Origin of the sequence: Enterobacter sp. CP102 (assembly GCF_025152625.1) — a bacterium.
Lineage (GTDB): Bacteria > Pseudomonadota > Gammaproteobacteria > Enterobacterales > Enterobacteriaceae > Enterobacter > Enterobacter soli.
On sequence record NZ_CP104014.1, the window covers coordinates 2,140,489 to 2,159,382 of the forward strand.

Annotated in this window: 17 protein-coding genes and 1 riboswitch; of the genes, 9 read left to right on the forward strand and 8 right to left on the reverse strand. The window is 56.3% G+C overall.

From position 1 onward, the window contains the following. Positions 1 to 196 precede the first annotated feature (196 nt). The 3 genes from N1249_RS10100 to N1249_RS10110 form a co-directional block, all read right to left on the reverse strand. Positions 197 to 673 (reverse strand): DUF1348 family protein, encoded by a 477-nt coding sequence (locus N1249_RS10100; protein WP_259837387.1) that lies wholly within the window; start codon positions 671 to 673, stop codon positions 197 to 199. A gap of 49 nt (positions 674 to 722) precedes the next feature. Further along, positions 723 to 1,298, reverse strand: a complete 576-nt coding sequence (locus N1249_RS10105; RefSeq protein ID WP_259838072.1) for a TetR/AcrR family transcriptional regulator — start codon at positions 1,296 to 1,298, stop codon at positions 723 to 725. 558 nt (positions 1,299 to 1,856) lie between these two features. Further along, a complete protein-coding gene (locus N1249_RS10110) occupies positions 1,857 to 2,417 on the reverse strand; it encodes a hypothetical protein (protein ID WP_259837388.1) in 561 nt (186 codons plus the stop codon). Positions 2,418 to 2,680: 263 nt separating this feature from the next. Between N1249_RS10110 and N1249_RS10115 the strand changes: the two genes are divergently transcribed. The 9 genes from N1249_RS10115 to atzF all read left to right on the forward strand — a co-directional run bounded on the left by N1249_RS10115 (position 2,681) and on the right by atzF (position 13,735). Then, positions 2,681 to 3,070 (forward strand): GFA family protein, encoded by a 390-nt coding sequence (locus N1249_RS10115; RefSeq protein WP_259837390.1) that lies wholly within the window; start codon positions 2,681 to 2,683, stop codon positions 3,068 to 3,070. 130 nt (positions 3,071 to 3,200) lie between these two features. After that, entirely contained in the window at positions 3,201 to 3,791 is a 591-nt protein-coding gene (locus N1249_RS10120) for a hypothetical protein (RefSeq protein WP_259837391.1), read from the forward strand. 208 nt (positions 3,792 to 3,999) lie between these two features. Further along, positions 4,000 to 4,098: riboswitch (guanidine-I (ykkC/yxkD leader) on the forward strand. Positions 4,099 to 4,154: 56 nt separating this feature from the next. Next, the gene (locus N1249_RS10125) at positions 4,155 to 5,213 is read left to right on the forward strand and encodes a putative urea ABC transporter substrate-binding protein (RefSeq protein WP_259837393.1); all 1,059 of its coding nucleotides are present in this window, start codon (positions 4,155 to 4,157) and stop codon (positions 5,211 to 5,213) included. 18 nt (positions 5,214 to 5,231) lie between these two features. After that, positions 5,232 to 6,047 (forward strand): ABC transporter permease, encoded by an 816-nt coding sequence (locus N1249_RS10130; protein WP_014070135.1) that lies wholly within the window; start codon positions 5,232 to 5,234, stop codon positions 6,045 to 6,047. Then, on the forward strand, positions 6,044 to 6,820 hold the full coding sequence (locus N1249_RS10135) for an ABC transporter ATP-binding protein (protein ID WP_217188340.1): 777 nt from the start codon (positions 6,044 to 6,046) through the stop codon (positions 6,818 to 6,820). The genes N1249_RS10130 and N1249_RS10135 overlap by 4 nt, the downstream gene beginning before the upstream one ends. Before the next feature lie 4 nt (positions 6,821 to 6,824). Further along, positions 6,825 to 7,538 carry an urea amidolyase associated protein UAAP1 gene (locus N1249_RS10140; RefSeq protein ID WP_259837395.1) on the forward strand — a complete coding sequence of 238 codons (714 nt, stop codon included), beginning with the start codon at positions 6,825 to 6,827 and terminating at the stop codon, positions 7,536 to 7,538. Between the two features lie 10 nt (positions 7,539 to 7,548). After that, complete coding sequence (locus tag N1249_RS10145) at positions 7,549 to 8,181, forward strand: urea amidolyase associated protein UAAP2 (RefSeq protein WP_259837396.1); 633 nt, start codon at positions 7,549 to 7,551, stop codon at positions 8,179 to 8,181. A gap of 152 nt (positions 8,182 to 8,333) precedes the next feature. Then, the gene (uca, locus tag N1249_RS10150; RefSeq protein WP_259837398.1) at positions 8,334 to 11,936 is read left to right on the forward strand and encodes an urea carboxylase; all 3,603 of its coding nucleotides are present in this window, start codon (positions 8,334 to 8,336) and stop codon (positions 11,934 to 11,936) included. After that, entirely contained in the window at positions 11,933 to 13,735 is a 1,803-nt protein-coding gene (gene atzF, locus N1249_RS10155; RefSeq protein WP_259837400.1) for an allophanate hydrolase, read from the forward strand. The genes uca and atzF overlap by 4 nt, the downstream gene beginning before the upstream one ends. A gap of 43 nt (positions 13,736 to 13,778) precedes the next feature. Here the strand turns inward: atzF and dmsD are convergent, their stop codons facing one another. The 5 genes from dmsD to N1249_RS10180 all read right to left on the reverse strand — a co-directional run bounded on the left by dmsD (position 13,779) and on the right by N1249_RS10180 (position 18,798). Beyond that, positions 13,779 to 14,393, reverse strand: a complete 615-nt coding sequence (gene dmsD, locus N1249_RS10160; protein ID WP_259837405.1) for a Tat proofreading chaperone DmsD — start codon at positions 14,391 to 14,393, stop codon at positions 13,779 to 13,781. A gap of 44 nt (positions 14,394 to 14,437) precedes the next feature. After that, a complete protein-coding gene (locus N1249_RS10165) occupies positions 14,438 to 15,292 on the reverse strand; it encodes a dimethyl sulfoxide reductase anchor subunit family protein (RefSeq protein ID WP_259837411.1) in 855 nt (284 codons plus the stop codon). Between the two features lies 1 nt (position 15,293). Further along, positions 15,294 to 15,911, reverse strand: coding sequence for a DMSO/selenate family reductase complex B subunit (locus N1249_RS10170; RefSeq protein ID WP_014069571.1), 618 nt, complete (start codon positions 15,909 to 15,911; stop codon positions 15,294 to 15,296). Positions 15,912 to 15,921: 10 nt separating this feature from the next. Further along, positions 15,922 to 18,360, reverse strand: a complete 2,439-nt coding sequence (gene ynfE, locus N1249_RS10175) for a selenate/tellurate reductase subunit YnfE (RefSeq protein ID WP_259837413.1) — start codon at positions 18,358 to 18,360, stop codon at positions 15,922 to 15,924. 144 nt (positions 18,361 to 18,504) lie between these two features. Further along, positions 18,505 to 18,798 (reverse strand): DUF1161 domain-containing protein, encoded by a 294-nt coding sequence (locus N1249_RS10180; RefSeq protein ID WP_217188324.1) that lies wholly within the window; start codon positions 18,796 to 18,798, stop codon positions 18,505 to 18,507. Positions 18,799 to 18,894 lie beyond the last annotated feature (96 nt).

The window sequence follows — 18,894 nt, forward strand, 5'->3', positions numbered from 1 at the left end:
CGGATTGTCTTACCGGCATCGACTGACTTCACTTTTTCTGGACGTTGAGTCATAGGTTCAGTGCGTTGTTATTTTCTGTGAGGCGATACCAGCAAGGTTTTCCCGCTACCAACCCGTTCGTTTTTTACATCAACTGGCAGAGTAAAACCCCGACAAGAAAACTCGTCGCGGGTCTTACACGGTGTAAATCAGTGAATTACAGACCCAGTTCAGACAGGCCCGGGTGATCGTCAGGACGACGCCCCAGCGGCCAGAAGAACTTGCGCTCGCTTTCTTTGATCGGCATGTCATTGATACATGCGAAGCGACGCTTCATCAGGCCGTCGGCCTCAAACTCCCAGTTTTCGTTGCCGTAAGAGCGGAACCAGTTTCCTGAGTCATCATGCCATTCGTAAGCGTAACGGACGGCGATGCGGTTTCCGCCAAAAGCCCACAGCTCTTTGATGAGGCGATACTCGAGCTCCTTTTTCCACTTACGGGTGAGAAATTCTTCGGCTTCCTCACGATTATTCGCGAACTCGGCACGGTTACGCCATTTGGTATCCAGTGAATAAGCCAGCGCCACTTTTGCCGCGTCGCGGGTGTTCCAGCCATCCTCAGCCAGACGGACTTTCTCGATAGCAGTCTCCAGCGTAAAGGGCGGAAGCGGCGGACGTACTTGTGTATCTGTCATGGAAAACTCCTGTGAGTTTCGGTTTACAGGCAATAACAATTTTCGTTACTCAGGCCCCGGCTGGGACCTGTTCCAGCAAAACTTTTGCAACGCCCTGTGCGTTGTCAGCGGCATTCCGGTCGCCCATCACGTAGGTCATGGTGATTGCCCCCTCAATCAGAATCAGCAGCTGTCTGGCCAAAACTACAGCGTGTTCCGTGTTCAGTTGTGCGCTCAGTTCGAGGGCGTAATCCAGCAGTTTTTGCTTATGCATTTTCGCTATCTGTCGAACGGGATCGTCCGGGTCTCCCACTTCTCCTGCTGTGTTTATAAAGGCACAGCCCCGGAAGCCTTCGGACTCGAACCAACTTTTCAGAACCGTGAACATGTTCAGAATGCGATCCTGAGGTGTCTCGCCTTTATCAGACTCGGTTCTGAACCAGTGCATCCACCGTTCGTCACGCACATTCAACGCGGCTGATGCCACCTCCTCTTTGTTGGCGAAATGGTGGTAAATGCTTTTCCTTGCGACACCCGAACTCTTCACCAGAAGATCCATGCCCATGGCGTGGATGCCGTTCTGATAGATAAGCTGCTCAGCGGTGGCGAGGATTTTTTCTCGTGTGTTACTTGGTTTTTTGTTCATGCGGCAAAGGTAGAATGATTGTTCTACCTGGTCAAGCATTGGTTTTTGAATATTTTGTTTCATGCGGGGTATGTGTTGAGAAAGTGTATTTAAATCAATGGATAAATAGTTAATTATATTATTTGGAACAATGGGTTCCTGAAAAGAAAACGCGATCAGGGAAAAATTGAGCGTCAAGGAGGGAGGGCGCAGATTGGGGAGGGTGAATAAAAATTCCAAAAAAACAGCGGTACCAATTCATGCTGATTGAGGGCTATAACCTGAGTTTTACCTGATAAATCCAGGCTCGCTACGGACATGTCCTGAAGCCGCACGCATTACAGATGCGGCCTGGTTTACCATGAATCTTTCCTGTTTCGAAATGCGGCCACTTTCATGAGTCTGGAAGCGCGATATCCCGAATCTGATTCGAAGCGGAAGAACTTACTGAGTTGAAGGTCCGCTGTGAGCGAGGAGCGGAAGTTCGCAATTGTTCTCACAACTGGTTAAGGAATTACTAACATCACGATGTATCAATTAACTAGGTTAAGGTCACACCTTTCAGGATACTGGAAAAAATTACCGAACAAGCAGATCCAACCAATCTGGGTTCTCAATTTTACGTGAATAGGGCAACATTGCACGATTAATCAACTCAAAGAGTTCTGACTCCTCCATCCTTACGGCTTCGCTTGTTCCAGGTCCCTCCCATTCATCAAATAGATGCCAGTAAAGCGATTTCAAGGTATCGACCACTGCAGTGAAAATCTTTACGTCAGGTTCAAGCCAATGACACACCAGAAAATACATTTTCTGCTCTGCATCATGGATGGAAGCGCATTGGGAAAGTTGACTCATAAATAGCTTGATCCAGACCAATGCTGCTGTTTTTAGCGGTGGTAGGTTTATCTGCTGCTCTGCCATGTACCGTGACATATATAATTCAACCTCGGCCCGTACAGGTTGATTATCAAGCCCCAGTGAAGCGAGGATTAAAAGAGTGTCCGAATCATTTCCTTCGATAATTTGATCTTCAGCCCATGCAATGATCATGCTGTCCAGATCATTGTGAAGAAATTGATATTTTCCTGAAAACACAAGCAACCCGAGCAGCTCATTGAGAGTGTATACAGATGGCATCTGATATTCCCTTTCCTGAGTTTTAACACGAACCCTGGCAGTGATAATTTCTGAGTCCATTATCAATTGAACGTTGAGTCTATGTAACTAAATGAAACTCCAATCAACCTTCATTTTATCTTACCTATTGATTTAAATGCTGTAAATATTAGAAGCATACCGGTTTTGGCCACATAAGCAGAAGTGCGAAAGGTCCGCTGCTGGCACAGAGCGGACGATGCTATCATTACCATTCTCCGAGCGTTGAAAAGGTATCGACTAATATGGATATAAAATTGTCAGGCGGCTGTTTATGTGGGTTTATCCGATTCATAGCGATTAACCCTGTTTCCGCTCATTCCTGCTCCTGCGATATATGCCAGAAACATTCTGGTTGTCAGACCGCGGTATGGCTTGAATTCCACTCGGCGGATGTTGAATGGACTGGCGAAGGGGGCACACCTTCTTTGTATCGCTCATCTGAGACATCATCCAGAGCGTTCTGCGTCCGGTGCGGCAGTTCAATGGGGGCTATCGATGACGCGCCGGTGACGGCTCTGCTTAGCGGTGTTTTTGACCACAACGAAAGCCTCATCTTTTCGCCCCAGTCCCACTCGTTTCAGGATATGAAACCTGACTGGTGGAGAGAAATCATGCCTGATACTGCCTCCTGAATAAGGAACTTCGGGCTTTAAAGCCGTAGCGTTCAATTGACGTATTCTTCAGAACTCCATTTTCCTGGTAATTGTGTGTGGTGGCGTATCTGTTAATCTGGCTGGGCTCAACGGATGACCAGGAAGAGACATGCTAAACCCAGGATTCATTACCCGCAAAGCGCTTGCTGAATGGCAGGATGCGCCGGTCTTTTTACCTCAGTTTCAGTTCCATGAAAAACATCGTACGGTCATACGCACCACGTCCCCTGAAAATATTCTGCCATTCATCGCAACATTTGACGTCCAGCAAGACGCCGTTATCCGCAAGTTAATGTCATTGCGGCAATTACCGCAGAAATTTCTGCACAACCAGTCAGCTCATGCGACCAGCAGCTTTGGGTTGCACAGTTTTACCCTTTTGAAAAGTTCTGCAACCGAGCTCTGTTATGGCTTAAGAGGGCGATTCTGGCGTGCCGATTTCGGGCTGGAAGATGTGCCGGATGCCCGCGCTTTTCAGGCGCCGATCGCACCGGGCAGCGCAAAGCTATTACTGCGCTATCAGGTATCGGAACTGACGACAGAGCAACATGAACTGTGTACAGAAACCTTCATCTATTGTCCTGACAGAACGACGCAGCTAAAAATGGCTGCCTACTGGCTCGCAATACGGGCAGGAAGCGGCTGGATCCGCAAACGGATGTTAGAGGCGGTTAAGTCAAATCTTGAAGGCCTGAGATGAGGAACTGACGGGAATCTATCCCCCGAAGAAAAATAGAGTCGATTTTCGACAATCAAACGCCCCACCACAGTGCACCAACCCCGCGCTCCCTCCCCAAAACGGTGAAACCCAACCGGCACCAAACTCCAACCCACTAATAAACATCGTAAAAATTTCTGGCACACCCTTTGCAAACTCTTTCACTGAAGGGCAGCACCACACAATTTGAACAATAGCTGGCTAGGGTTCCGGTTCACTACGGTGAATGGCTGGTCCAAGAGCTGGCGACCTCTGAGAGGTTACACGGCGGGACAAAAACCCGGGAGACAGCAGCACCAAAGGTGTCGCGCTGCCCCCTAATTTTGTGCCACTCAGAGGTCAAGAATGAAGAAAACGCCATTACTCCGCTCTCTTGTACTGTCGCTGGCGATGCTGGTCAGTCTCCCCACGTTTGCTGCTGTTAAAAAAGAATTCAACGTTTGCTGGACCATCTACGCCGGGTGGATGCCCTGGGGCACCATCAGCAGTAGCAAAATCATCGATAAATGGGCCAGTAAATACGGTATCAAAATCAATGTTGTACAACTCAACGACTATATCGAATCCATCAACCAGTACACCGCAGGCCAGTTCGACGGCTGTACCATGACCAACATGGACGCGCTGACCATCCCGGCGGCGGGCGGGGTTGATACCACTGCGCTTATCCTCGGCAGCTACTCGGAAGGCAACGACGGGGTCGTGATGAAAGGCGAGGGCAAAACCCTCAACGACCTGAAAGGGATGAAGGTCTACCTGCCGGAGCTGTCCGTTTCCCACTATCTGCTGGTGCGCGGCCTGGAAAAAGCCGGGCTGGCCGAGAAAGACGTCACCGTGGTGAACACCTCTGATGCGGATATCGTCTCGGCGTTTGGCACGGCAAGCGTGCAGGCCGCCGTGGCCTGGAACCCGCAGCTTTCCGTTATCAAAGGCACACCGAAAACCACCGAAGTCTTTAGCTCCTCTCAGGTCCCGGGCGAGCTCATCGACATGATGGTCGTCAACAGTGAAACCCTGAAAGACAACCCGGCACTGGGCAAAGCACTGACCGGCGCATGGTACGAAATGATGGGGCTGATGAAAGCGCAGGACGCAAACGCCCTGAATGCGATGGCCGCCGCCTCCGGTACCGATCTGGCGGGTTATCAGGCGCAGCTGAAAACGACGCACCTGTTCTACACCCCGCAGGACAACATCGCCTTTGTCACCTCGCCAGACCTGGCGAAAACCATGCAGCGCGTGGCGTCATTCTCCTTCGAGAAAGGGCTGCTGGGCGATGGGGCGCAGAGTGCTGATTTTATCGGCATGAGCTTCCCGGGCAATGTCACCCTGGGTGATGCGAATAACGTGAAACTGCACTTTGACGACAGCTTCGTGAAAATGGCCGCTGCCGGCAAGCTGTGATAACTGACGGAGTTCGCCATGCGACAAATTAACCGCCATCCCACCTCAGGCATGAGGTTAATGCTTGTGATGTTGCCTTTCGTCCTGCTGCTGGCTGCCTACTTTTTTGGCTCCGCAGTGCGGCTGGAAGCCAACCCGCAGGACAAACTTTTGCCCGGCCTGCAGCAGATGCTGGATGCACTTTCACGGATGGCGTTTAGCCCGGATAAACGCAGCGGTGAGTACCTGTTCTGGGTTGATACCCTGGTGAGCCTGGCCCGTCTGCTGACCGGGCTGGCGATCGCGTCGCTGATTGGCCTGTGCATTGGCATCACCTCCGGCGTATTCCCGCTGTGGCGGGCCTCGCTGTCACCGCTGATGACGGTGTTGTCGATGATCCCACCGTTGGCGATTTTACCGGTGCTGTTTATCGTTTTCGGGCTGGACGAGCTATCAAAAGTGATGCTGATTGTTATCGGCATCACCCCGATGCTGGCCCGAGACCTTGAACATCGCGCCTGTGAAATCCCGCCGGAGATCCTGATCAAGGCCCAGACGCTGGGGGCAAACAGCTGGACGCTGGTGCTGCGGGTGGTCCTGCCGCAGCTGCTGTCCCGCCTCTTGACCTCGCTGCGTCTGCTGCTGGGCTCGGCGTGGCTGTTCCTGATTTCGGCGGAGGCAATCTCGTCTACCGCCGGGCTTGGCTACCGTATTTTCCTCGTGCGCCGCTATATGGCCATGGACGTCATCATCCCCTATGTCCTGTGGATCACGCTGCTGGCATGGCTGATGGATCTGGCGCTGCGCAAGCTTCACAAGACCTGTTTCCCGTGGGCGGAAGGAGGAAAAGCATGAGTTTTATCACCATCAACAATATCTGGCAGGAGTACGGCGACCACGTGGTGCTGGAGAACCTGAATTTAACGGTGAAAGAGGGCGAGTTCTGCTCGATGGTAGGGGCATCCGGCTGCGGTAAATCGACATTCTTACGTCTGCTGTTGGGCCAGGAATCTCCAAGCCGGGGCTCCATCACTCTGGACGGCAACGTGCTGACCGCCGAGCCGGACAGCAGCCGTGGCGTGGTGTTTCAGCGTTACTCCGTTTTCCCGCACCTCAGCGTGCTGGATAACGTCGCTATCGGTCTTGAGCTGCCGCAATCACCGCTGTTCGGGCGGCTGTTTGGCGCGAAGAAACGGGCGGCGCGGGAGCGGGCAACACAGATGCTGGAAAAAGTTGGCCTCGGCCACGCGTTGCACAAATACCCTGCGCAGCTCTCCGGCGGGATGCAGCAGCGTCTGGCCATTGCCCAGGCGTTCATTATGCAGCCGCGCGTGTTGTTGCTTGATGAACCTTTCGGCGCGCTCGACCCGGGAATTCGTAAAGACATGCACGCCTTGCTGCTGCAACTGTGGGGTGAAACCCGCATGACGGTCTTTATGGTCACGCACGATCTTTCTGAAGGCTTCAACCTTGGCACCCGTTTGCTGGTGTTCGACAAAGTGCGCATTGATCCGCAGGCACCTAACGCCTACGGCGCGCGCATTACTTACGACATCCCGCTCAACGAGACGCGCCTTTCCGCGCTGAGCGGTACCGCACAAGATAACGTTTACGCATTAAGGGGTTAATCCTGTGAATACAACAACATTACGCGAAGAAATCCTGCCCGGCGGCGGCCATCTCTCTTTTATCCTCAAGCGCGGGCAGATCCTGCGCATGACCGACACCGACGGAGGGGCAAACGTCAGCCTGATGATGCTCAACGCCCACCAGAAAAGTGAACGCCTGAACCTGCCGGATACCCTGAAAGGCCAGCATACCGCGCGCCTGACAGCGGGGCACTGCTTCTATTCCGATATGGGGCGTGTGCTGGCGGGGATCACCGCCGATACCTGCGGCTGGCATGATCCGTTTGGCGGCGTGCTCAACGCGGACGAAGTAGCGGAAAAATACGGCCAGGGACGTTATCAGGAATTACGTAACGGCTACTTCCGTAACGGCACGGACAACCTGCTGGTGGAGATGGGCAAGTGGGATCTCAACCTGGAAGACCTGCTGATGGTGGTGAACTTCTTCAGCAAGGTGTCGGTGGACAACAACGGTCAGTTCAGCTTTCACAGCAGCCATTCGCAGCCCGGCAGTTATGTTGAGCTGTTCGCGCCGATGGACGTGCTGGTGGTGATGACGGCGTTACAGCATCCGATGGATCCATCCACCGGGTATGCGCCACGCCCGGTCGCGCTGAGCTGGCGACAGGCACAGGACGAAGAGGCGGCCATTAACGCGCTGCTTACGCGCCCGGAAAATAACCGCGCCTTCACCAACACTCAACTTTTTGCCCTGTAAGGAGCCGCAAATGACCGTTGCCAGCGAAAAAAACGCCCAACACGCCAGTTTCCGCCATGTGATCCCGGCGGGGGAACCTTACCTGTTCGAAGTAAAAAAAGGGCAGACCTTGCGCCTGCTCGACCTTGAAGGTAACCAGGCCGTCGACACGCTGTTTTATAACGCCGACAGCCCGCGCGAACGCTACGATGCCCAGCGTACACTGCGTCGCCAGAATAATGCCTATCTCACCACCGGCAGCGTGCTGTACTCCAACCTTGGCAACCCGCTGCTGACCATCGTCGCCGATACCTGCGGACGCCACGACACCCTCGGAGGCGCCTGTGCTCAGGAAAGTAACACCGTGCGTTACGCCCTCGACAAGCGCCATATGCACAGTTGCCGCGACAATTTTCTTTGCGCCTGCCTGCATGATGGCCGCCTGCAAAAGCGTGATATTGGCGCTAACATCAACTTCTTTATGAACGTGCCGGTTACGCCGCAGGGCGGATTAACCTTCGAAGACGGCATTTCCGCGCCGGGGAAATACGTTGAACTGCGCGCGGAGTGCAACGTCATTGTGCTGATTTCCAACTGCCCGCAGCTCAACAACCCCTGCAACGGCTGGAACCCGACGCCTGCGGAGGTGCTGGTATGGAACTGACGCCAGGGCGCTGGCAGCGCCTGCGAAAGATGATTTATCGCCTGTTTGAAGTACGCGCCGGACGCATCCTGCCGTAACTGCTTTTTCCCCATGGACGACCATGCGGCGAGCCGATTTTCGGCGGGACGACCCGCCCCGATTGAGTCTTAACTATGTTTACTAAACTCTTGATCGCTAACCGCGGGGCCATTGCCTGCCGCATTCTTCGTACGCTGCGCACCATGAATGTGGGCGGCGTGGCCGTCTATTCTGAAGCCGATATCAGTAGCCTGCACATTCGTGAAGCCGATGAAGCCCTTAGTCTGGGCGAGGGCCCGGCGGCGAATACTTACCTGGTCACCGAAAAAATTATCGCCGCCGCAAAAGCCAGCGGCGCGCAGGCCATTCATCCCGGCTACGGTTTTCTCTCGGAAAATGCCGCCTTTGCCGAAGCCTGTGAAGCCGCCGGGATCGCCTTTATCGGCCCCACGCCGGAACAGCTTCGTCTGTTTGGCCTGAAACACACCGCCCGCGCGCTGGCGAAAGCGCACGGCGTACCGATGCTGGAAGGTACAGAGCTGCTGGCGGATGTCGGCGAAGCGCTTAAGGCGGCTGAGAGCGTGGGTTACCCGGTGATGCTGAAAAGCACGGCCGGGGGCGGTGGTATCGGGATGCGAGTGTGTTATTCCGCCGCCGAACTCAGCGAGGCGTTTGATGCCGTGGTGCGTCTGGGTAAAAACAACTTCAGCGATGCGGGCGTGTTTATTGAGAAGTACATCGAGCGGGCACGCCATCTTGAAGTGCAGCTGTTTGGTGACGGCAAGGGCGAGGTGATTGCCCTGGGGGTGCGGGACTGCTCGGTGCAGCGCCGTAACCAGAAAGTGCTGGAAGAAACCCCCGCACCAAACCTGCCTGCGGGCATGGAAAGCGCATTGTGCGAGGCGGCCATTAAGCTTGGCAAAGCGGTGAATTATCGCAGCGCGGGCACGGTCGAGTTCGTCTACGACAGCGATGCCGGGCGTTTTTATTTCCTCGAAGTGAATACCCGTTTGCAGGTCGAGCACGGCGTGACCGAACAGGTCTGGGGTGTTGACCTGGTGCGCTGGATGATTGCCCTTGCCGCCGGGGATTTGCCGCCGCTGGCTGCGCTGCGAGAAAGCCTTACCGCCTGCGGTCACGCCATCCAGGTGCGCGTGTATGCGGAAGATCCTGGTCGTCAGTTTCAGCCTTCGCCGGGCCTGTTGACCGAAGTGGTCTTCCCGGAAGATAACCGCACCACGTTGCGTATCGACCGTTGGGTGGAGTCCGGTTGTGAGGTGCCGCCGTTTTTTGACCCGATGCTGGCAAAGATTATCGCGTGGCAACCGACAAGAGATGAGGCCATTCGCGCGCTGCACGCAGCACTTGGCGAAACGCGGCTTTACGGCGTGGAGACGAACCGCAGCTACCTTCGGCAGATTTTAACCTTCACGCCGTTTGCCAGCGGCGAACCCTGGACACGCTGCCTGGAAGGACTGACCTATCAGGCTGCCACTCTGGAAGTGCTCAGCGCCGGGACACAAACCACGGTTCAGGATTATCCAGGGCGCGTGGGGTACTGGGCCGTGGGCGTGCCGCCTTCCGGGCCAATGGACAGCCGCGCCTTGCGTCTGGGTAACCGCCTGCTTGGCAACGGTGATAGCGCTGCCGCGCTGGAAATCACCCTCAGCGGCCCTACGCTGAAATTCAACTGCGACGCGCAGCTGGCCGTCACCGGAGCGGAAATAGACCTGACGCTGGATGGCGAACCTCTGGCAAACAACGCCGTCTTTACGGTGCGTGCCGGGATGACGCTGCGCATGGGCGATATTCGTGGTGACGGCGTGCGCAGTTACCTGTGCCTGCGCGACGGGTTTAACGTGCCGGATTATCTGGGCAGCAAAAGTACTTTCACTCTGGGCCAGTTTGGCGGGCACGGCGGGCGGGCGCTGCGTACCGGGGATGTACTGCACCTTACGCCACTTACCTCTGCGGGCAGTGAGGCTATTTTACCCCAGGCGCTGCGCTTCACGTTTGCGCCCGTGCGCGAACTGCGTGTGATTTACGGGCCGCACGGCGCGCCGGAATATTTTACCCCGGCTTATGTGGCGACCTTTTTCGCAACCGAGTGGGAAGTGCATTTCAACTCCAGCCGCACCGGGGTACGTCTGATTGGCCCGAAACCGGAGTGGGTGCGTGAAAGCGGCGGCGAAGCGGGGCTGCATCCGTCGAACATTCACGATAACCCGTACGCCATTGGCGCTGTCGATTTTACGGGCGACATGCCGGTGATCCTTGGCCCGGATGGCCCGAGCCTGGGCGGGTTTGTGTGCCCGGTCACCATCATCGAAGCTGATTTACACGCCATCGGGCAACTAAAAGCCGGCGATAAGGTGCGCTTTGTCCCCGTGGATATTGCCACTGCGCGGCGGCTGGCTCAGGCGCAGGAGGCACAAATCAACAGTCTGCATCCGCAGGATGTGGTATGGCAACCGGCAGCGCTCGCGTCACCCATTGTTCTGGAGCAGGGGCAGGCGGATAAACGCCTGGTGGCACGGCTTTCCGGTGATACGCATCTGCTGCTGGAGATTGGCGAGCCGGAACTGGATCTGGTGCTGCGTTTTCGCGCCCATGCGCTGATGCAGGCTCTGGAGAGCCGCGCGCTTGACGGGGTTATCGATCTGACGCCGGGGATCCGTTCGTTACAGGTTCACTATCAGCCGGAGGCGCTGAGCCTGGCGAGTCTGCTGGATGTGGTTGCGGGTTTGTGGCAAAGCGTCTGCGAGCGTGAGGATCTGGATGTGCCTTCGCGTATCGTCTGGCTGCCGCTGTCATGGGACGATCCTGCCTGCCAGAAGGCTATCGACAAATATATGACCACCGTGCGTCGTGACGCACCATGGTGCCCGAGCAACCTGGAGTTTATTCGCCGTATTAACGACCTGGCGAACATCGACCAGGTCTACAAAACGGTGTTTGACGCCAGTTATCTGGTGATGGGGCTGGGGGATGTTTACCTCGGTGCGCCGGTGGCCACGCCGCTCGACCCGCGTCACCGGCTGGTGACCACCAAGTACAACCCGGCGCGTACCTGGACGGCGGAAAACTCGGTGGGTATCGGCGGGGCATATCTGTGTGTTTACGGGATGGAAGGGCCTGGTGGGTATCAGTTTGTCGGGCGCACGTTGCAGATGTGGAATCGCTATCACGCTGTTGAGGACTTCGGCGGTAAGCCCTGGCTGCTGCGCTTCTTCGACCAGATCCGTTTCTATCCTGTCTCTGCCGACGAGCTGCTGACCATCCGCCGTGATTTCCCGCTGGGACGTTACCCGCTGCGCATTGAGCACACCACGCTGAAGCTGGCGGAATATCAGCAGTTCCTCACCGATGAAGCCACGGAAATTGCTGCGTTTCGCACCCATCAGCAGGGGGCGTTTGACGCCGAGCGCGAACGCTGGATTGCCAACGGCCAGGCCCATTTCGACAGCAGCGATGTACTGGTGGATGAAGAGGACGATGCGCCGCTCAAACCCGGGCAGGAAGGGGTTGATAGCCCGGTGTCTGGCAACCTGTGGCAGGTGAACGTTGAAGTCGGCAAGCCGGTGCGGGAAGGCGATGTGCTGGTGGTACTGGAATCCATGAAGATGGAGATCCCGCTGCTCGCCACGCGGGATGGTGTGGTAAGCCAGGTGCGCGTGCAGCCGGGATCATCGGTTCGCGCAGGGCAGTGTGTGGTCGTTCTGGAGAAAACAGCATGATGCATCCGTTTGATTTACGTCTTGATATGCTGGCTCAGGCCTACAGTGAAGGGCGTTATACGCCGCGCGAAGTCATCACCACGCTGCGTGAACGTGCGCTGGCGTTAAATCCGGCGTTTAACGCCTTTATTTATATCCTGACGTCAGCCGAGCTGGAGCCGTATCTCGCCGCGCTGGAAAGGGCTGATCCTGCGTCGTTACCGCTCTACGGCATTCCCTTTGCCATCAAGGACAACATCGATCTGGTGGGGATTGAAACCACCGCTGCCTGCCCGGCGTTTGCCTACCGGGCGCAGGACGATGCGACCATAGTTGCGCAGCTGATTGCGTTGGGCGCAGTACCGCTCGGAAAGACCAATCTTGACCAGTTTGCCACCGGATTAAACGGCACCCGTTCGCCGTATGGCCTGTGCCGCAACAGCGTTCATGCGGATTATCCATCAGGTGGCTCCAGCGCCGGGTCGTCCCTGGCGGTGGCACTGGGAATAACCAGTTTCGCCCTTGGCACGGACACCGCAGGCAGCGGCCGCGTTCCGGCCTCGCTGAACAACCTGGTGGGGCTGAAAGCCACCAAAGGGTTAATTTCAACGGCTGGCGTGGTGCCAGCCTGTCGCACGCTGGACTGCGTGACCTTCTTTACCGCTACCGCCGCGGAGGCCAGCCGTTTGCTGGCGCTGACGGCGGTACTTGACCCGCGTGATGATTACAGCCGTGCTAACCCATCCTGGAATGGTATTCAGGCCTTTGGCGCGCCGGAGCCCGGCTTCCGTTTTGGGATCCCGGACACCCTGGAATTCCTGGGATGTGCGGAAAGTGAAGCGCTGTTTAATGCCGCTAAAGCGCGGCTGATAGCACTCGGCGGTGTGCCGGAAATCATCGATTTCACGCCGTTCCTGGCCGCGGCAAAGTTGTTATACGACGGTCCGTGGGTGGCAGAGCGATACCACGTGGCGGGCAAACTGATTGAGCAGCAACCGGATGCCGTGCTGCCGGTGATCCGCGATGTCCTGCAAAAGGCACCGTCAACGGATGCTGTGGCGGCGTTTGATGCCCAGTACAAATTGCAGCATTACAAAATGCAGTGCGATGCCATTCTGTCCGGGGTGTCATGTGTGTTAACGCCAACCTATCCACGGCCTGTGACTCTGGCGGAGCTGGCGGCAGAGCCGGTGAAACGCAACTCGGATCTTGGGGTATACACCAACTTTATGAACCTGCTCGACTACGCGGCGGTTGCGGTCCCGGCGGGGGTTATGGCGAATGGACTGCCTTCCGGCGTGACGCTGTTTGGCCGCGCGTTTACCGACCAGTATTTACTGAGCCTTGCCGATGCCTTACAACGCACTCAGCCGTTGGTGTTGCCTGGCGGGCGTGAAATGCGCGCTGAACCCCCGGCAACCTGTGCAACCCACGACAAAATGGCCATTGTGGTTTGCGGCGCGCATCTCGATGGGCTGGCGCTGAACAGCCAACTGCGTCAGCGTGGTGCCACCTTGCGGAAAGCCACACGCAGTGCGCCACATTACCGGTTGTATGCGCTGGCGGATGGTAAGCGGCCCGGTATGGTGCGTACCCGGGAGCAGGGGGCGGCTATCGCGGTTGAAATCTGGGACGTGCCGCACATCGAAGTGGGATCGTTTCTGGCCGGTATTCCTGCCCCACTGGGGTTGGGCAAAATCGAGCTGGAGGACGGGCGTTGGGTAACCGGGTTTATCTGCGAAGCGTATGGATTGCAGGATGCCCGGGACATTACGGAGTTTGGTGGGTGGCGTGCATGGCTTGCCAGCAGTAAAGGATAAGAGGCTGAATAGGGCAGCCAGTGGAAACACTGGCTGCGGGGGATTAGCGGTAAAGCGGCTTTTCCGCGACCGGGATCAGCAGGGTGGATTGCCAGTCAGCCAGCGTAAGCTGCGCCAGTTTGCCAAGCGCAACGTAGAAAGGGTGCCCGGCGTTGTCGATAAACACCGACAGGAAGCGATGGCTCCACGGCAGAAGATGCCATGCCAGCAGTTGATCGCACTGCGTATCACGCCCATTCTCCGCAAGCCAGGCAGCCAGCATCAGTAACGTGCCGATGTGATCTTCTGGCTCGTTTTGCTGCATCTCGAAGGCTATCGCGTATTCACGCATCCACTGGCGCAGGGCGAGGGTGGATTCACCGAATAACACGGACTCACGATCCAGCCAGACGGAACCCCACGGCGGCGCCGGGAGCGCATAGGGGCCAATAAACAGGCGCTGCCAGGCCTCTGTTAACGGCTCATCGGCAGGGGTTTTAAACGTCTGCGCGATATTCATCAGCGACGGATGCGCGTACGGCCAGTCCTGATACCAGTCGCTGGTGGTGAGCGCACTCACCAGCGGTGCAGCCTGCTCGCTATCCGGGGCAAACCCGAACAGTGCGCCCAGAACCCGGGCGCTGAAAGCGAAAGACTCGCGTTGTGATAATTCATTCATTACGACATTCCTTGCGCACGTGCGGTTTGCCCCGCACGCGTGTATTAACCGGCAATCGCCATACCTGCGGTCATGTGCAGGCCATAAAACAGCCCGCGACCAATCAGCTCACCGAATACCACCAGCACAATCCCGGCGAACAGGCCGAGCGTTTTTGGCTCCTGGCGGCGAATAAGCGGGCACAGCCAGCAACCTAATCCGGCTGTTACTAACAGGATACGCCAGATTTGCCATGTGCCATACTCCGGCAGCAGGGCGCTGGCCTGCTGGACTGAGCTGTGGATCGTGGCTAATTCGTTACTTTGCAGCACAATCACCCCCACGCTTGCCAGCAGGGCCAGGACGCTCAGCCCCGCGGCGGCAGAACCCTTAAAGGGGGCTCTGACTGCCCGCAGCAACAGCGCGGCAAACAGCGGGCCGCCGAGAACTAACGTCAGGAAAAACGCCAGCGTGGTGTAGCCAGTGTACCAGGTGGGGACGGTATCTATCTGATACACCCGGGTCATCGCCCAGACAAAAACCAGCCCAAGGAGCTGGCTCAACACCAGCCAGATTTTGCCCAGTGCCGGGGGCATTTTACCGATTACGGACACCAGCCACCAGAACCCGCCAACGGCAAAGAACACCGAGCCGGCCGCGATCTCGTTACTGAGCGCGGAAGCGCCGACGCGGTTAAGCGAGTTAAAGGCGCGCATCGGGGAGCCCAGATGCAGTACAGAGGCGATAAAGCCAACTCCCATCACAACCCATAAAAAGAACATGCTGCGCACAATACGTGCTTTTGCAGCCGCGTCTTCCTCTTTGAACCAGGCAAATCCACTGACAATTAACGCACCTGCCACGCACTGCCCAAAGACGGTGAAGATCACCAGCGGCCATTCATGCCATCCACTTCCCATCTCACACCTCCTTCGGATTTGCCAGGTAGCCGGTGGTGTCACCCGTCGGACGGCTGTTGGCGTTAGGTTTAATCACAATGCTCGGCTTTGTGAAGTGCGCAGACGGCAGTGGCGCCACTGCCGCAAGCTGGCCGTGCTTTTGGCGCAGCTCTTCAATCGGGCCAAAGTCCAGCGCACGCAGCGGGCAGGACTCCACGCAAATCGGCTTTTTGCCGTCCGCCACGCGGGTGTGGCAGCCGTCGCACTTGGTCATGTGGCCTTTGGCGGCGTTATACTGCGGTGCGCCATACGGGCAGGCCATGTGGCAGTAGCGGCAGCCGATGCAGACATCTTCATCCACCACCACAAAACCGTCGTCACGCTTGTGCATTGCCCCGCTCGGACACACTTTGGTGCAGGCTGGGTCTTCGCAGTGGTTGCAGGCAATCGACAGGTAGTAGGCAAACACGTTCTGATGCCAGACGCCGTTATCCTCCTGCCAGTCGCCACCGGCGTATTCGTAAATACGGCGGAAGCTGACATCCGGGGTTAAGTCTTTGTAATCCTTACAGGCCAGTTCGCAGGTTTTGCAACCGGTGCAGCGGCTGGAATCAATAAAAAATCCATACTGGGTTGTCATCGGTTACTCCTTATACCTTCTCGATCTGCACCAGGTTGGTGTGTTGTGGGTTACCTTTCGCCAGCGGAGAAGGGCGATGCGTGGTCAGCGTGTTAATGCAGGAACCGTGGTCAACCCGATCGCCACTCATGTTGGCATCGTGCCACGCACCCTGGCCCATGGCGCTCACACCCGGCATGATGCGCGGCGTGACTTTGACCGGAATACGCAGCTCGCCACGGCCGTTGAAAACGCGCACCATATCGCCGTTTTTAATCCCGCGCTGCGCGGCATCGACCGGGTTCAGCCAGACTTCCTGGCGACACGCCGCTTTCAGGACGTCGACGTTGCCATAGCTTGAGTGGGTACGGGCCTTAAAGTGGAAGCCGAACAGTTGCAGCGGATAGGTGCTGCGTTCTGGCGCATCCCATCCGTCAAACGTGGAGGCATACACCGGCAGCGGGGTGATGGTTTCGTCTTTTTCCAGCTCCCAGGTCGAGGCGATTTTCGCCAGCGCGCTGGAGTAAATTTCAATTTTACCGGAAGGGGTTTTGAGCGGATTTGCCACAGGGTCATCGCGGAATTTTTTGTAGGCGACAAAGTGCCCGGCAGGATCTTTGCGCTTATAAATGCCCATCTTTTTCAGCTCATCATACGATGGCAGTCTGGCGTCTTTCTCCAGCATTTTGGCGTACAGATACTGTAACCACTGCTCCTGAGTGCGCCCTTCGGTAAATTGCTGATAAATATCCGCACCGAGTCGTTTAGCGACTTCGCTCATGATCCAGTAGATGGGTTTACGTTCGAACTTCGGTGCGGTAACCGGCTGGAGGAAAATCAGGTAACCCATGTTACCGGCGTAGTCGTTAGGAATAATGTCTTCCTGCTCTACGGTCATCAGGTCTGGCAACACGATGTCGGCGTACTTCGCGGACGAGGTCATGAAGTTGTCGATCACGACGATCATTTCGCATTTGCTTTCGTCCTGCAAAATGTCGTGGGTTTTATTGATATCGGAATGCTGGTTGGTGATGGTGTTCCCGGCATAGTTCCAGATAAATTTAATCGGCACGTCGAGCTTATCTTTACCACGAACGCCGTCGCGCAGCGCCGTCATTTCCGGGCCGCGCACAATGGCGTCCGTCCAGCTAAAGCAGGAGATCTGCGTTTTCACCGGGTTGTCCGGCAGCGGCATACGTTCGATGGTGATGGTGTAGGTGGATTCGCGAGCGCCGCTGTTGCCGCCGTTGATCCCCACGTTGCCGGTCAGAATCGGCAGCATGGCAATAGCACGCGAGGTTTGCTCACCGTTCGCCTGGCGCTGCGGGCCCCAGCCCTGGCAGATATAGGCTGGTTTTGCGGAGCCGATTTCGCGGGCAAGCCTGATGATTCGGTCGGCAGGAATACCCGTGATACGCGACGCCCATTCCGGCGTTTTGGCGGTGGCATCATCGCCCTGGCCGAGGATGTAGGCTTTGTAGTGGCCGTTAGCGGGTGCGCCTTCCGGCAGCGTTTTTTCGTCGTAACCTACGCAGTATTTATCCAGGAATGGCTGGTCAACCAGGTTTTCGTCGATCAGTACCCACGCAATCCCGGCCACCAGTGCGGCATCGGTGCCTGGGCGGATAGGTATCCACTCGTCTTCGCGTCCGGCGGCGGTATCGGTATAGCGCGGATCGATAACGATCATGCGGGCATTGGAACGCTCACGGGCCTGTTCGAGGTAGTACGTGATCCCGCCGCCGCTCATGCGCGTTTCCGCCGGGTTATTGCCGAACATCACCACCAGTTTGGTGTTTTCGATATCAGAAGTGCTGTTGCCGTCGTTGCTGCCATAGGTGTAGGGCATTGCGCAGGCAATTTGTGCCGTACTGTAGGTGCCGTAGTGGCTCAGAAAACCGCCGTAGCAGTTCATCAGACGCGCCACTAACGAGGCATAAGGAGAGGAGCGGGTGATATTGCCGCCGACAATGCCGGAGGAGTAGTTGATGTATACCGCTTCATTACCATACTTTTCTACCACCCCTTTCAGGCTGGCGGTCAGGGTATTCAGGGCTTCATCCCAGCTGATGCGCTCGAACTTGCCCTCGCCGCGTTTTCCCACGCGTTTCATTGGGTAGTTAAGGCGGTCCGGGTGGTTGATACGACGACGGATTGAGCGTCCACGAAGGCAGGCACGAACCTGATGGTTGCCGTAAATATCGTCGCCGGTGTTATCGGTTTCTACCCAATATACTTCGTTATCGCGCACGTGCAGGCGTAGCGCACACCGGCTACCGCAGTTTACGGAGCAGGCTCCCCAGACCACTTTATCTTCAGCGGGCGACACGGCATCTTTCACCGCGGCGGCTGCGCTTTTTAAACCGAAAGGTAATGAAAGCCCACCGGCGGCAAGCGCCAGTGAGCCAATTGCGGTGGATTTAACCAGCGTTCGACGGCTAATCCCGCCGTGGATATCTGCCTCGGACATGACTCACTCCATCATTGTAATGGGAATTATTTACGCCCGTTATTACAACCGGGCTAATGATGGGTGAGTTTTACTTATTTGGAGGTACTAAATGTTAATCCTCATCAAATCAAAGGGTATTGTTGCGGCGAAATGGGATAAAAATCACTGCGGTTCACCTTGCGTGCTGTCCTGAGCGCCCGCTGCCGCTCCGCTTCCTGTGCGGATGTACAAAATTTTGAAAGTATCGTTGGCACAATGCCCAACGACCTGCGCATCCGGCTGGTCGGCCTGATCGTTCGGTACGATGTTCAGCGTAAAGCCGGTTTCAGGCACACCGTTGTTAATAATCTTCTGCTGGATGTCGCTTTTAATCCGCTCGCACGAATCCGGGGCAGCCAGAATGGCCGGGGAAACACTCATCAACAGCAGGGCGGTAATCCAGGGTAACCGTTTCATCTGTAGCTCCTTCTCTCTTCTCTGTGTGTAGAATAATTTTAGCAGGGTTCGCGTAAACATATGTATTTGCTAATATGATTGGGAATTATCTCCCTG